We start from the raw sequence: 14246 nt of genomic DNA on the forward strand, positions 1-14246 counted from the left end.
ACTGGGCGGTGGTTCGTAGCTGTGGTAGCTTCGTCTACGACCACACGGGAGCCCTTGCAGGGGCTGAGATCGGACTGATGCAGTCTGCGACCGTTGAACCTGTCCGGGTAATGCCGGCGAAGGAAGTGAGTATTCCCTTGAGCACCGCAGAAACACAGCACAGCCCTGTCCAAAATCAGTTCGGCATGGACCAAAAACAGTCCGTCACGCAATCGTTGCAGTCCCACTCGTTGGCGTGGCTGGAAGATCCGGACAACGGCATACGCGTCCCCGTCACCGCGATCGCCTTGGAGCCCTCCCCCAACGGGCAAGCCAATCCACCTTTGCAGGTTTACCGAACAGCAGGCCCGGGCAGCGATCCGGTGGTGGGGTTGGAGCCGTTCCGTGCACCGTGGATCGAAGCCCGCGGAGATACGGAAGCCTATTCCGGTCGGCAGCGGAGCCTGCTCGACGACGGCAAGTCCGCGGTCCGGCGTGGGGCAGCGTCAGCGGAGTGGAAGGGCGCGCAACCCGTGCCGCGCCGCGCCGTGGAAGGTAGGACTGTCACGCAGATGTACTACGCGAAGCAGGGAGTAGTAACTCCTGAAATGCAGTTCGTCGCCTTGCGGGAGAACTGCGATGTTGAACTCGTCCGCAGCGAAGTTGCCGCGGGAAGGGCGATCATCCCGAACAACATCAACCACCCCGAATCCGAACCAATGATCATCGGCAAAGCTTTCCTGGTCAAGATCAACGCCAACATCGGAAACTCAGCGGTCACCAGCTCCATCGCCGAGGAAGTGGACAAGCTGCAGTGGGCTGCCAAGTGGGGCGCTGACACGGTGATGGATCTCTCCACGGGGGACGACATCCACACGACGCGTGAATGGATCATCCGCAACTCACCTGTCCCGATCGGAACAGTCCCTATCTATCAGGCCCTTGAAAAGGTTAACGGCGAGGCCAACAAGCTGACGTGGGAAATCTTCCGCGATACCGTCATTGAGCAATGCGAGCAAGGCGTGGACTATATGACCATCCATGCGGGCGTTTTGCTGAGGTACGTGCCGTTGACCGCCAACCGGGTCACGGGCATCGTTTCGCGCGGCGGGTCCATCATGGCCGGTTGGTGTCTGGCGCACCACAGGGAGAACTTTCTTTACACGCACTTTGACGAGCTCTGCGAAATCTTTGCCCGGTACGATGTCGCGTTCTCCTTGGGAGACGGGCTGCGTCCCGGTTCCATTGCGGACGCAAACGACGCCGCGCAGTTCGCCGAGTTGGACACCCTCGCAGAGCTGACGCAGCGGGCGTGGGAGTTCGACGTCCAGGTGATGGTGGAAGGCCCCGGGCATATTCCCTTCCACCTGGTGCGGGAGAATGTTGAGCGCCAGCAGGAACTGTGCAAGGGTGCGCCGTTCTACACCTTGGGTCCACTGGTTACCGACATCGCCCCCGGCTATGACCACATCACCTCGGCCATCGGCGCCACGGAAATTGCACGCTACGGCACCGCGATGCTCTGTTACGTGACTCCGAAGGAGCACTTGGGGCTGCCCAACAAGGATGACGTCAAGACTGGCGTCATCACGTACAAAATCGCGGCGCACGCGGCTGACCTCGCCAAGGGACATCCGGGAGCTCATGAACGTGATGATGCGCTGTCCAAGGCGCGGTTCGAGTTCCGCTGGAGGGACCAGTTCGCCTTGTCCCTGGACCCTGTCACCGCAGAAGCTTTCCACGACGAGACGCTGCCGGCAGAACCGGCAAAAACCGCTCATTTCTGCTCCATGTGCGGACCTAAGTTCTGTTCGATGCGCATCAGCCAGGACATCCGCGACGAATACGGTTCGGCAGAATCCCAGGCTGCAATCGCAGGAATGTATAACGGGATGCGCGAAAAGAGCGAGGAGTTCCTGGCTTCAGGGGGAAAGGTGTACCTGCCGGAGCTTCACGTCCCCGCGAACCAAGGCAGCAGGTCAGGAGGCCTGAACTGACATCGCCCGGCCCACATCCGCGATGAACGAGCGGATAGCCTGGTCGCCATCAACGGAATCCTGGGGCCGGTGTCCGCCCGCTGCCACGCGGCGGAGGGCACCGGTTTCCTGGAGGTAGCCGGCAATTTCCTCGTAAAGCGGCTCCCATCCGCCGGTGAGAACCAAAGTGGGAACCCCGGGAACAATGTGGAGCGGGGCCTCCCATGGTGGCGCCTGGAGCCTGAGCCTGCGGGCGGAACGCCGGGCTTCCGCAGTGTCCAGCCCACCCGTTTCAGCAGAGAAAGCACGGCGGAAATATTCACGCTGGTAATCGGCGTCATTGAGCTGCGTGCGGGCGTCGAACAGCGGTTCCATGAGTGCCCGGTGGGAACCCGTAGCCGGAAGCTCAGCAGTCAGGGACAAACATGCTGGCTCCACCAAAGTGAGTGAATGCACCAGCTCGGGGCGTTCGATTGCTGCCAGCATGGCGGAGATGGCGCCTTGCTCGTGTGCCACGATGTGGCCTCCACCGGAGTCAATCAAGGCATTGATCACAATGGCAACGTCCGCCGCCACATTGGATTCCGTTGGTTCGGCGACGGCATCAAAGCCGTGCCGCCGAAGGAAGAGGGCATCATAAGCGAGGGCCATGCCATGTTGCTTCGGCCATGCCGCAGCACCGAAACTGCCCAGGCCGTGAACGAAGACTACGCGCTGCTTATGCATTGGTTCAGCCTATTCCACGGCTCTGACATCCCAAGGGCCGGAAATCCCGGCTCCTTGGGAAGCACTACTTACTTTCCGAGGAACTTGTCGAAGCCCTTGGGGAGATTCAGGGACGACGGATCGAAGTCCGCGGCACCCTGTCCAAAAGCCGCGCCCGTGGGTGCTGCCGAGGCCGCGTTGGCCCGCTTGGCCTCAGCGTCACGCAGTTCCTGTGCCGCCTTTGCGGGGTTGCCCGAACGAGCCTTCTTCTTAGGGGCGTTCTTCCCGTTTTTGCGCCCGCCGCCAGGACCACCGAGACCAGGCATCCCGGGCATACCCGGCATGCCGCCGCCCTGAGCGAGCTTCTTCATCATCTTCTGGGCCTGCGCGAACCGCTCCAACAGGCCATTGACCTCGGACACGTGCACACCGGAACCCCTGGCGATACGGGCACGGCGTGAGCCGTTGATGATCTTCGGAGCAACACGCTCATGCGGAGTCATGGAGCGGACGATCGCCTCAACGCGGTCGATCTCTTTTTCGTCGAAGTTCTCCAGCTGCTGACGGATGTTCTGCGCACCCGGCATCATCATGAGCATCTTCTTCATGGAGCCCATGTTGCGGATTTGCTGCATCTGGGCGAGGAAGTCGTCCAGGGTGAAGTCTTCCTGATCAGCGAACTTCTTCGCCATCCGGGCGGCTTCGTCTTTGTCCCACGACCTCTCGGCCTGTTCAATCAGGGTGAGGACGTCGCCCATGTCCAGGATGCGGGAAGCCATACGGTCCGGGTGGAAGAGCTCGAAATCATCCAGGCCTTCACCGGTGGAGGCAAACATCACCGGCTTACCAGTGACGGACGCGACCGAAAGCGCGGCACCGCCGCGGGCGTCGCCGTCGAGCTTGGACAGAACGATGCCCGTGAAGTTAACGCCTTCATCGAAGGCCATCGCCGTGTTAACGGCGTCCTGGCCAATCATGGAGTCGATAACGAAGAGAACTTCGTTGGGGATGATCGCCTGACGGATGCGGCGGGCCTGATCCATCATCTCGGCGTCGACGCCGAGACGACCGGCGGTGTCAACAATCACGACGTCGTGCAACTTCTGACGTGCTTCCTCAACACCGGCCTTGGCGACGGCTACGGGGTCGCCCGCAGGGTGCTCGAGCTCGGACGTTGCACCGGGGTGCGGAGCGAACACCGGGACGCCCGCGCGCTGTCCCACCACTTGGAGCTGGGTCACGGCATTGGGGCGCTGGAGATCACAAGCCACCAGCATGGGGCTGTGGCCCTGGGACTTGAGCCACTTGGATAGCTTGCCTGCAAGAGTGGTCTTACCGGCACCCTGGAGGCCGGCGAGCATGATGATGGTGGGGCCGGTCTTGGCCAAACGAATACGGCGCGTTTCGCCGCCGAGGATCTCCTTGAGTTCCTCGTTGACGATCTTGACGATCTGCTGGCTCGGGTTCAACGCTCCCGAGACTTCGGCGCCGAGGGCACGTTCGCGGATGCGGCCTGTGAACTCGCGGACCACGGAAACTGCAACGTCCGCATCCAGCAAGGCACGGCGAATTTCACGAACTGTGGCATCGACGTCAGCCTCGGTGAGGCGGCCCTTGCCACGAAGGTTCTTGAAGGTTGCTGTCAACCGGTCAGAGAGTGAATTGAACACGCGCCGTGCACTTCTTTCGATGGTCTACGAATGGCGGCCAATGCGGCACGCCATAGTCCTGATCATTCTTGCCCCGGCAAACCTGCCTCAGCCAACAATTCTGTTTCGACTACGGGACTCGACTATCTAGGGTACCAAGTCGCACCTGCAAGATGGCATGCTGGCACAGTGACCAGCAAAACAACTGTAAAAACGTTGCTCATCCTCGGCGCGTCCGGGGACCTGACGGGCCGGCTGCTTCTGCCCGGCCTGGCCGGACTCCTGGCTACCGGCCGGGCGCCCGGCCTGCGATTGGTGGGGGCGGGTTCTGACCCCTGGTCCCCCGAACAGTGGCAGGAGCGGGTCAATGGCGCCTTCGCTGCGGCGTCAGCTACCGCCGATGCCGAGGGGCGCGCTGACGTGGCTGCTGTCGCCTCCAGCACTGAATACCATCAGGTGGATGTCACCGCCGACGGCCCCTTGGCGGACCTGCTCGCGCAGCTGGAGGGGCCCATTGCCATCTACTTCGCTCTGCCCCCGCACGTCAGCCAAAAGGCCTGCGAGGTCCTCCACCGGGATCAGCTACCCCCTGGAACGCGCCTGGTGATGGAAAAGCCATTTGGCTCGGGATCAGAATCTGCGCACGAGCTCAATAAAACACTTGCTGAGCTGGTTCCCGAGGACCACATCCACCGTGTGGACCACTTCCTGGGTAAAGCCACTGTACTGAACGTCCTGGGACTACGCTTCGCCAACAGGTTCCTGGAGCCCGTCTGGAACCGGGACCACATAGAAAAGGTGGAGGTCATTTTTGATGAGGACCTGGCACTGGAGGGCCGGGCCCGGTATTACGACACTGCCGGCGCCCTGCGGGACATGATCCAGAGCCATCTGCTGCACATCATGGCATTCCTGGCGATCGACGCCCCGGCCACCATCGAGGAACGGGACCTGCGTGACGCCGTGGCAACCGTCCTGCGGGCCAGCAGCATCAAAGCTCCGTACAGCGAATCCACTGGCCGCGCCCGCTACACGGCGGGAACACTCGGCGAACGGACAGTTCCGGATTACGCTGCCGAAGAGGGTGTAGACCCTTCCCGCAATACCGAAACCCTGGCCGAAGTCCGGGTGGAGATCGACAACTGGCGGTGGAAGGGTGTTCCGTTCATCCTTCGCTCGGGCAAGGCCCTGGGACGCCGACGCAAGGAAGCTGTGATCACCTTCCGCCCTGTCCCCCACCTTCCGAAGGGATTCTCAGGCGTGGACTCCCCCAACCAGCTGCGGATCGGTTTCGGACCCGACGTGCTGGAATTCGACATCGACGTCAACGGACCCGGCGACATTTTCACGCTGGACCGGGCAAGTCTGGTGGCGCAGCTCAGCGCAGCCGGAATGCTCCCTTACGGTGAGGTGCTGGAAGGCATCCTGAACGGCGACCCCTTGCTGTCTGTTCGAGGCGACACCGCGGAGGACTGCTGGCGGATCATCGAGCCGGTCCTCCGTGCCTGGGAGGCAGGCCACGTCCCGCTGGACGAGTACGACGCCGGCAGCGCGGGGCCGGCGAACTGGCCCACCGGCGTCGTGGACTAAAGACTGATGGCACATCCAAGACAGCGTTAACAGCACAAGCGGGCCGGGTACCTTGACTGGTACCCGGCCCGCTTTGCTGCGTCAGGGACTTAGATTGCGGCTGCGCCGCGCTCCCCGGTCCTGACCCTGACTGCTTCGTAAACATCCACGGTCCACACCTTGCCGTCACCGGCGCGGCCTGTGTTTGAGCTGGCGATGAGGACATCCAGGATGTCATCTGCCTGCTCATCCGTGGCAAGGACCTCGATGCGGATCTTCGGCAACAAATCCACGTTGTACTCGGCTCCCCGGTACACCTCGGTGTAGCCGCGCTGACGGCCGTAGCCGCTTGCCGCGCTGACCGTCAGGCCCTGGACCCCGTATGATTCGAGGCCTTCCCGGACTGCTTCAAGCTTTTCGGGACGGACGATCGCTGTGATGAGCTTCATGCCTGGACACTCTCCTTGCCTTCTGCGGGGGTCTTGGCGTCTGCTGCCGTGTCTGCCTTACCTGTCATTGCATTGTGCAACGGCTGGAAGCTGCCACCGTGGCCATTGACTCCGAACTCGTAGGCCGTCTCAGCGTGGAGGCTGAGGTCCACGCCAACGTTTTCCTGCTCAGTGGAGACACGGAAGCCCATGGTCTTGTGGATGGCGAAGGCAATGATGGCCGTCATGATGGCCGAGAAGGCAATCGCAATACCGGCTGCTGCGAGCTGTGCCCACATCTGTGCCATGCCGCCGCCGTAGAAGAGGCCACCACCCACGCCGTCAGTGGACTTGGCGATGAAGCCAAGGGCCACGGTGCCGATGATGCCGGAAACGAGGTGGACGCCTACAACGTCCAGGGAGTCATCGAAGCCCCAACGGAACTTCAGGCCGACTGCCAGGGCGGAAGCAACACCGGCAACTACACCCAGGCCGAGGGCGCCAATGGGGTCCACGTTTGCGCAGGCCGGGGTGATAGCTACCAGGCCGGCAACCACACCGGATGCCGCGCCGAGCGACGTCGGGTGGCCGTCACGGATGCGTTCGGTGATGAGCCAGCCGATCATGGCTGCTGCAGGGGCCGCCAGGGTATTGATCCAAATCAGGCCCGCTTGTTCAGCGGTTGTAGCTGCGCCGCCATTGAAACCGAACCAGCCGAACCAGAGGATTGCAGCACCGAGCATCACGAACGGGATGTTGTGCGGGCGGTGGTTCGGGTCCTTACCGAAGCCGCGGCGGTTGCCGATGATGAGTACCAGGACAAGTGCCGCTACACCTGCGTTGATGTGAACTACGGTGCCGCCGGCAAAGTCAATGGCCGGGCCGAGGGCCTTGCCGATCGCACCTTCGGGACCGAACAACCCGCCACCCCAGACCATGTAGGCCAGCGGGCAGTAAACCAGGGTGACCCATACAGGGACAAAGATGCTCCAGGCGCCGAACTTGGCGCGGTCAGCAATCGCGCCGCTGATAAGGGCTACCGTGATGATGGCAAAGGTTGCCGCGTAACCAATCTTGATCATGGCGTCGGGTGTGGTTTCCACCCCGGCAAGACCGAAGGCAGCAAAGGGGTTACCCACAATCTGCATGAAGCCTTCGCCGGAGCTCATCGAAGCACCCCAGAGCACCCAGACGACGCCCACAATGCCGATGGAGATGAAGCTCATCATCATCATGTTCAGGGCTGCCTTGGCGCGTGTCATGCCGCCGTAGAAAAATGCCAGACCAGGTGTCATGAACAGCACAAGCGCCGCCGCCACCATGACCCATACGTGACCTGCGGTAAGTTCCATGGTGCACGTTCCTCTCTTGCTAGATCTGCGGTTCAACCGCTGTCCTGACGCCGTTTGCGTCCTGCTTAAGAGTTTTGTGCCGCCGTGTTTCACCTGCGCAGGTTTTACATTGCGGGCTCGTTACAACAACCTCCCCAACGTAAATGGTGCATATCCCCGGTGTTACGGATATGTTTCAGGCGTCGGACTTCACCGGAAAAATCCGGTTTGGCACCACATGCACCTCATTTGCCCCAGAAATACCACCGTGAATCCCACCGAAGGACCAGCACCGTATGACCGAGTCGCCCAGATCCGTCAAAGCCCAAAGGATCAGGCCGGACAAGACTCCCCTTCCGCGCGACATCAAAGTGATGTTGGCCGCAGCGTTCCTCATTGCCTTGGGCTTTGGCCTGGTGGCCCCGGTTCTGCCGCAATTCGCCACAACGTTCGACGTCGGCGCTACAGCTGCCGCGGTGATCGTCAGCATCTTCGCCTTCATGAGGCTGGTCTTCGCCCCGGCGGGGGGCGCCCTGATCGGACGGTTTGGCGAACGGAACGTTTACGTCTCAGGCCTGCTGATCGTAGCGGTGTCCACGGCGGCTTGCGCCTTTGCCCAGGACTACTGGCAACTGCTGATCTTCCGCGGGCTAGGCGGCGCCGGCTCGGTGATGTTTACCGTTGCCGCCATGGGACTACTCATCCGACTCGCACCACCCGAACGGCGGGGACGGGTCTCCGGTGCTTACGCCTCGGCTTTCCTGATTGGAAGCGTCCTGGGGCCGGTAGTGGGCGGCTTGCTGGCAGGCTTTGGCCTCCGGGTGCCCTTCCTTGCCTACGCCGGAGCGTTGTTGGTAGCTGCCTTGGTGGTACGCACCATGCTTAGCGGGGAAGGCAACACGGCCGAGGACACCGCGCCTGCCCCGGCAATGACCGTGAAGGAAGCACTGGCGGACTCCGCGTACCGTGCCGCCATTTTCTCGAGTTTTGGCAACGGCTGGGTGACGTTCGGCGTCCGAATGGCCACCATCCCGCTGTTCGCCGTTGCGGTCCTGCAGTCCGCGCCGGAGACCGCCGCTTGGGCCCTGGCCATCTTTGCCGTGGGCAACGCCCTTGCCCTGACGTTCAGTGGACGGCTCGCGGACGCTTGGGGGCGAAAGCCGCTGCTGATTCCCGGCCTGCTCATCACGGGCGCAGCCACCGGCGTGATCGGACTGACCACGGATCTCACCGGATTCCTCATCGCCTCAGCAGTGGCGGGTTTCGGTTCCGGTTTGCTGGGCCCGGCGCAGCAGGCTGCTGTCGCTGATGTCATCGGCCGCGGACGCTCGGGAGGGAAAGTACTGGCCATCTTCCAAATGGCCGCTGACACGGGTGCGATCGTCGGTCCGATCGTAGCCGGGCTCCTCGCTGACCGCCTCGGCTACGGATGGGCGTTCGGCGTCACCGGAGGCGTGCTCCTCCTTACGGCGGCGGCATGGCTGCCGGCGCGGGAGCCTTCGAAGCACTCCCCCGCCGGCCACGACGCTAGTTGAGCAGTGCGTCCACGAAGCTTTCGGCGTCGAACGGTGCAAGATCGTCCGGGCCTTCGCCCAAACCAATGAGCTTCACGGGTACTCCCAGAGACTTCTGGATAGCCACCACGATGCCGCCCTTGGCCGTTCCGTCCAGCTTGGTCAAAACGATGCCGGTGATGTTCACTACCTCTGCAAAGACGCGTGCCTGATTGAGTCCGTTCTGTCCGGTGGTGGCGTCCAGGACCAACAGAACCTCGTCCACTTCTGCCAGCTTCTCAATGACCCGCTTGACCTTGCCGAGCTCATCCATGAGTCCGGTTTTGTTCTGCAGGCGTCCTGCGGTGTCAACCATGACCACATCGACCTCCTGATCGATGCCGGCCTTCACCGCTTCGTAAGCCACCGACGCGGGGTCGGCGCCGTCGATGTCGGACTTGACGGTGGGCACACCCACGCGCTGTCCCCAGGTGGCCAACTGCTCGGCAGCAGCAGCACGGAAAGTATCAGCGGCGCCCAAAAGGACATCTTTGTCTTCAGCCACCAACACACGTGCCAGCTTGCCCACGGTGGTGGTCTTACCAACGCCGTTCACGCCTACAACAAGCACGACGGCGGGGCGGTCGCCCTTGCGCTCGACATTCAAGGAACGGTCCATGCTTGGATCAACCAGTTTGATCAGTTCTTCACGGAGCATCGCCTTGACGTCTTCGGGGCTGCGGGTGCCCAGAACCTTGACACGCTCACGCAGGGCGTCGACCAACTGCATGGTGGGTTCGGTTCCAAGATCGGCCAGCAGGAGGGTCTCTTCTACCTCGTCCCACACGTTCTCGTCGATCTTGTCGCCGGACAACAGTGCGAGGAGGCCCTTGCCCAGGATGTTGTTGGACTTGATCAACCTGGCACGAAGACGGGTCAGGCGACCCTCCACCGGCGCCGGTGTATCGATGGCGATGGTCTCTAGCCCGGCGGCGTCATCCGGGACGTCCGTGTCCGCAACGGTTCCGTCGAAGGTCGGGGCCGGAGCCTTCACCGCATCCGGGCGGTCCTCCACAAGGGTTCCGCCGCCTGCTGCCGATGACTGGACGGGATCGTTCGCGTCACGTGTTCCGGGGTACTTTGCGCCGGTCTTCCGGGCTTTCATCAGTACCGGCACGAGTCCGCCGACCACTACGAGCGCAGCGAGAATGGACAGAATTATGGGTAGGAAATCGTTCACTCCCCTACCTTCTCATAAAGCTATGCCCCGGCACCGAGCCTCTGGCTGATCACGGTTGAGACGCCGTCGCCCCTCATCGTCACTCCGTAGAGCGCGTCTGCCACTTCCATGGTGCGCTTCTGGTGGGTGATCACAATCAGCTGGCTGGACTCACGCAATTCCTCAAAGATGGTGATAAGCCGGCCCAGGTTGGTATCGTCCAACGCCGCCTCTACTTCGTCCATGACATAGAAGGGCGAGGGGCGGGCTTTGAAGATGGCCACCAACAGCGCCACTGCTGTCAGTGAGCGCTCCCCGCCGGAGAGCAGAGAGAGCCTCTTGATTTTCTTGCCCGCCGGACGCGCCTCCACTTCAATCCCGGTATTAAGCATGTCGTCGGGGTCCGTGAGAACCAACCTGCCCTCACCGCCGGGAAAAAGCCTGGCAAAGACGTGGTCGAACTGGGCTGACGTGTCAGCAAAAGCCTCGGTAAACACCTGCTGGACACGGTTGTCCACCTCTTTGATGATGTCCAACAGGTCCTTGCGGCTGGATTTGAGGTCCTCCAGCTGCGAGCTCAGGAACTGGTGCCGTTCTTCCAGGGCGGCGAACTCTTCCAACGCCAACGGGTTCACTTTGCCAAGGGCCCCGAGCTCACGCTCGGCTTTCTTCAGCCTTTTCTCCTGCTCTGCCCGGACGAACGGAATCCCCTCAATGATGGCGTCACCGTTTTCGTCAACAGGCGCCCGGAGTTCGGCCCACTTATCTGTAGCCGATCCGGGAGGCAGGGGCACCATTTTATCCGGACCATAATCGGCAATGAGTTGTTCGGCTGAGAGTCCCAGCTCTTCAATGGACCGGCTTTCCAAAGCCTCGATACGGAGCCGCTGCTGCGTCCGGGCCATCTCATCCCGGTGTACCGAGTCCGTTAGCTCGGCAAGCTCCCGCGCCAAGGCGTCGTTGCCCGAGCGAACCTCAGCGAGTTCCTTCTCCAACTCATCCCGCTTTTGCTCGGCAAGGTCGCGATCGTAGTCGGCCAGGTCAACTGAAACGTCGATGAACCTGAGGGTCTGCTCCACAGCGGACGCGACCGCCGCCGCACGCTGCGCCTGCGCGCGTCGGCGTTGCGCGCGCCGGGCGGCCTCCTCACGGGCACGCCGTTCGGTAGCCGCGGCGCGCTCAAGCGATGCCGCCCGGTTGCTGATGGCTCCCAACTGCTCCTCGGATGTCCGGAGGGCAAGCCGGGCTTCGGTTTCCAATGCCCGGGCAGTCCTGGCCTGGACAGCGAGTTCATCCCGCTGTTCCGTGGATGGTTCCTCGTCAGGTGCTTCCTGGGCCGCAGCGAGGCGTTCCACGGCGACTTCAAGGTCAAGTTGGGCTTCTGCGATGTTGGCTTCGGCCTTGGCCATGGACGTGGCGAGCCGTTCGCTTTCGCCCACAGCGCTGCGAAGAACGGAGTTGAGATGACCCAGGCGCTCAGCAACAGCGGCAAGGCGGGCATCCGATTCATGCAACCGCTCCAAAGCGGCGTCCGCGCGGTCCTGCGCTTCGGCACGGCGGGTTTGAGCGGCGGCCAAGGCGAAGCGTCCACGTTCCAGACGGGCCGTGACCTCCTGGAGCCGGGCAACGGCGTCGTCCACTGCCGCCTGAACTTCCAGCAGCGACGGCGCGGTGGCAGATCCTCCTGTGATGGTCAGGGAGGTAAAAACGTCACCCTCGCGGGTCACCGCCCTGAGGTGTGGATTATCTGCGATGAGAGCTGCCGCCACCGCAACATCATCAACGACGGCGGTACGGACCAGGAGCCCGAGCGCGCCTTGGGCAACAGGATCAGCGATCTTCACCACGTCGGCAGCCCAACGGCAGCCGGCGGGAAGCTCGAGGTTGGTGCCGGGATCTTCACCGGGGGAAGTACTTCCGGGAAGAAGCAGTGATGCCCGCCCCGCGTCGTTATCCTTCAGCAGGCGGATGGCTGCCAGGGCGCTGTCGGTGTCGGCAACCGCCAAGGCGTCCGAGGCACTGCCCAAGGCGGCAGCTATGGCGGCCTCGTATCCCGGCTCGATGGATACCAGCGCCGCCAACGGTCCAAGAACGCCCTCAGCCGTCAGAAGACTTCCCGCCCCGTCCTTGCGGTTGAGCCCGAGTTGAAGGGCATCGCGTCGTGCCGTCAGGGCGTCCCGCTCGCGGACAGCTTCCCGCTCGGAAGCTTTCAGTTCCTCGATCTCCGCGAGGACTGCATCCAGGACCTCGTTGGCATTCTCGTAGTCAGCGTCGAGGCTCTCTTCGCCATCTTCAACGCCAGCCACTTGCGTTTCGAGGGCAGTGAACTCGCTCTGCGCCTTGCGGCGCCGTTCGTCACCTGCAGCGAGGGATTCCCTGAGGCGACCACGTTCGGCCTCGGCAGCTTCGGCCCGGGACCTGGCCGCGGCCACCTGGCCTGCCAGTCTGGCCAGCCCCTCCCTGCGGTCGGCGGCCGCCCTCAACATGGCTGTTAGGCGCTTGTCCTCCGCAGCTGCGAGCGCCTCGGCCGAGTCCTTTGCAACCGTTGCCTCAAGAAGAGCCGCCTGCTTGGCGAGGATGTCGTGTTCGAGGGCAGTCTGTTCCTCACGGACCCGGGCAGCCTGGCGCTCGAGTTGTTCGGGGTCACGTCCGGTGTCCGGTGAGGCCTCCGCGGAACCCAGGAGTCTTCTGCGTTCGCTGGCCAAGGATCCGAGTGAGCGGAGTCGTTCCCGGTTGGCCGAAAGCTGGTACCACTGCTCCCGTGCGGCATTGAGTCGCGGCGTGGCTTCGGCGGCTTGCTGCTCCAATCCCGCTTGGCGGCGCCGACCCGTCCCAAGCCCTGCCTCAACCACCCGGCGGCGCTCTTTGAGGGCGGCTTCGTCTGCAACGTCCTTTTCAAGGGTGGTTGTCAGTTGGACAAGGTCGTCCGCCAAAAGCCGGGCGCGGGCATCCCGGACGTCGAACTGGACTGTTTGGGCGCGGCGGGCTATCTCCGCCTGTTTGCCCAACGGAGTCAATTGCCGACGTATTTCTGCCGTGAGGTCACCGAGCCGTGCGAGATTGGCCTGCATGGCTTCGAGCTTGCGGACCGTCTTTTCCTTGCGGCGGCGGTGCTTGAGGATTCCCGCTGCTTCCTCGATGAAGCCCCGGCGGTCCTCGGGGGTGGCATGGAGTACGCGGTCCAGCTGGCCTTGTCCCACGATCACGTGCATTTCACGGCCCAAGCCGGAATCGGAGAGAAGTTCCTGAATGTCCAACAGCCTGCACGGGGCGCCGTTGATGGCGTACTCGGACCCACCGGTACGGAACAGAGTGCGGGAGATAGTGACTTCGCTGTACTCGATGGGGAGCGCGTTGTCTGCGTTGTCAATGGTCAGGGCGACGTGGGCCCGGCCCAACGGTGGGCGGCCAGAAGTACCTGCGAAAATGACGTCTTCCATCTTGCCACCCCGGAGGGTTTTGGCGCCCTGCTCTCCCATGACCCAGGCCAAGGCATCCACCACATTGGATTTGCCCGATCCGTTGGGCCCGACGACGGCGGTGACGCCAGGTTCAAAGTCGAAGGTCGTGGCCGACGCAAACGACTTGAATCCTCGGACAGTCAAACTTTTCAAGTGCAAGGTGCTTCGGTTCTCCTGGGTGGCCCGGGTGTCTGTATCCACTAAATCTACTGCGGTTTGTGCGAAATATGCTGATCTGCAAGCGGAAGCTCTTGCGGGCGGCATGCCACGCCCCTACACTCCTGCCAAGGGTTACTTGGCGGATTCGTTCCTGTGATCCGGCTTTTGCTTGAACTTCGGTTCGGTTATTGCTGGATCCGGTCCCGATCTACGGAACAATCATCGGTGCCAACCTTGGGTTTCATAACTGAAGATCTTGGCTTGACCCTGGCTGGGG

General features: G+C 62.5%; 9 protein-coding genes and 1 riboswitch. Of the genes, 3 read left to right on the top strand and 6 right to left on the bottom strand.

The annotated features are described in order from the left end of the window. Positions 1-34: 34 nt before the first annotated feature. A riboswitch (TPP riboswitch) is annotated at positions 35-142 on the top strand. Continuing rightward, positions 138-1976, top strand: a complete 1839-nt coding sequence (thiC, locus tag LDN70_RS12530) for a phosphomethylpyrimidine synthase ThiC (RefSeq protein WP_502773744.1) — start codon at positions 138-140, stop codon at positions 1974-1976. Its footprint overlaps the riboswitch before it by 5 nt. Here the strand turns inward: thiC and LDN70_RS12535 are convergent. Continuing rightward, positions 1959-2681, bottom strand: a complete 723-nt coding sequence (locus tag LDN70_RS12535) for an alpha/beta fold hydrolase (RefSeq protein ID WP_223940458.1) — start codon at positions 2679-2681, stop codon at positions 1959-1961. The two genes, thiC and LDN70_RS12535, sit on opposite strands and share 18 nt — an antisense overlap. Before the next feature lie 68 nt (positions 2682-2749). Next, positions 2750-4330, bottom strand: coding sequence for a signal recognition particle protein (gene ffh / locus LDN70_RS12540; RefSeq protein ID WP_142938764.1), 1581 nt, complete (start codon positions 4328-4330; stop codon positions 2750-2752). A 168-nt stretch (positions 4331-4498) separates the two neighbouring features. Between ffh and LDN70_RS12545 the strand changes: the two genes are divergently transcribed. Continuing rightward, complete coding sequence (locus LDN70_RS12545) at positions 4499-5899, top strand: glucose-6-phosphate dehydrogenase (RefSeq protein ID WP_223940459.1); 1401 nt, start codon at positions 4499-4501, stop codon at positions 5897-5899. A gap of 89 nt (positions 5900-5988) precedes the next feature. On the opposite strand, the gene LDN70_RS12550 is transcribed toward LDN70_RS12545, so the two are convergent. After that, positions 5989-6327 (bottom strand): P-II family nitrogen regulator, encoded by a 339-nt coding sequence (locus LDN70_RS12550; protein WP_011775128.1) that lies wholly within the window; start codon positions 6325-6327, stop codon positions 5989-5991. Beyond that, on the bottom strand, positions 6324-7658 hold the full coding sequence (locus LDN70_RS12555) for an ammonium transporter (protein WP_142938762.1): 1335 nt from the start codon (positions 7656-7658) through the stop codon (positions 6324-6326). The genes LDN70_RS12550 and LDN70_RS12555 overlap by 4 nt, the downstream gene beginning before the upstream one ends. Before the next feature lie 275 nt (positions 7659-7933). Here LDN70_RS12555 and LDN70_RS12560 point away from each other — a divergent pair, with 275 nt between their 5' ends. Further along, positions 7934-9172: an MFS transporter gene (locus LDN70_RS12560; RefSeq protein WP_223940460.1), complete on the top strand. Its 1239-nt coding sequence runs from the start codon at positions 7934-7936 to the stop codon at positions 9170-9172. Here the strand turns inward: LDN70_RS12560 and ftsY are convergent. Both ftsY and smc read right to left on the bottom strand, forming a co-directional pair. After that, positions 9165-10370, bottom strand: a complete 1206-nt coding sequence (gene ftsY / locus LDN70_RS12565) for a signal recognition particle-docking protein FtsY (RefSeq protein WP_223940461.1) — start codon at positions 10368-10370, stop codon at positions 9165-9167. The two genes, LDN70_RS12560 and ftsY, sit on opposite strands and share 8 nt — an antisense overlap. Before the next feature lie 20 nt (positions 10371-10390). Further along, positions 10391-13969, bottom strand: a complete 3579-nt coding sequence (smc, locus tag LDN70_RS12570; protein ID WP_223942645.1) for a chromosome segregation protein SMC — start codon at positions 13967-13969, stop codon at positions 10391-10393. Between the last annotated feature and the right edge of the window lie 277 nt (positions 13970-14246).

The sequence above is a fragment of the Arthrobacter sp. StoSoilB22 genome (assembly GCF_019977315.1).
Taxonomy (GTDB): domain Bacteria; phylum Actinomycetota; class Actinomycetes; order Actinomycetales; family Micrococcaceae; genus Arthrobacter.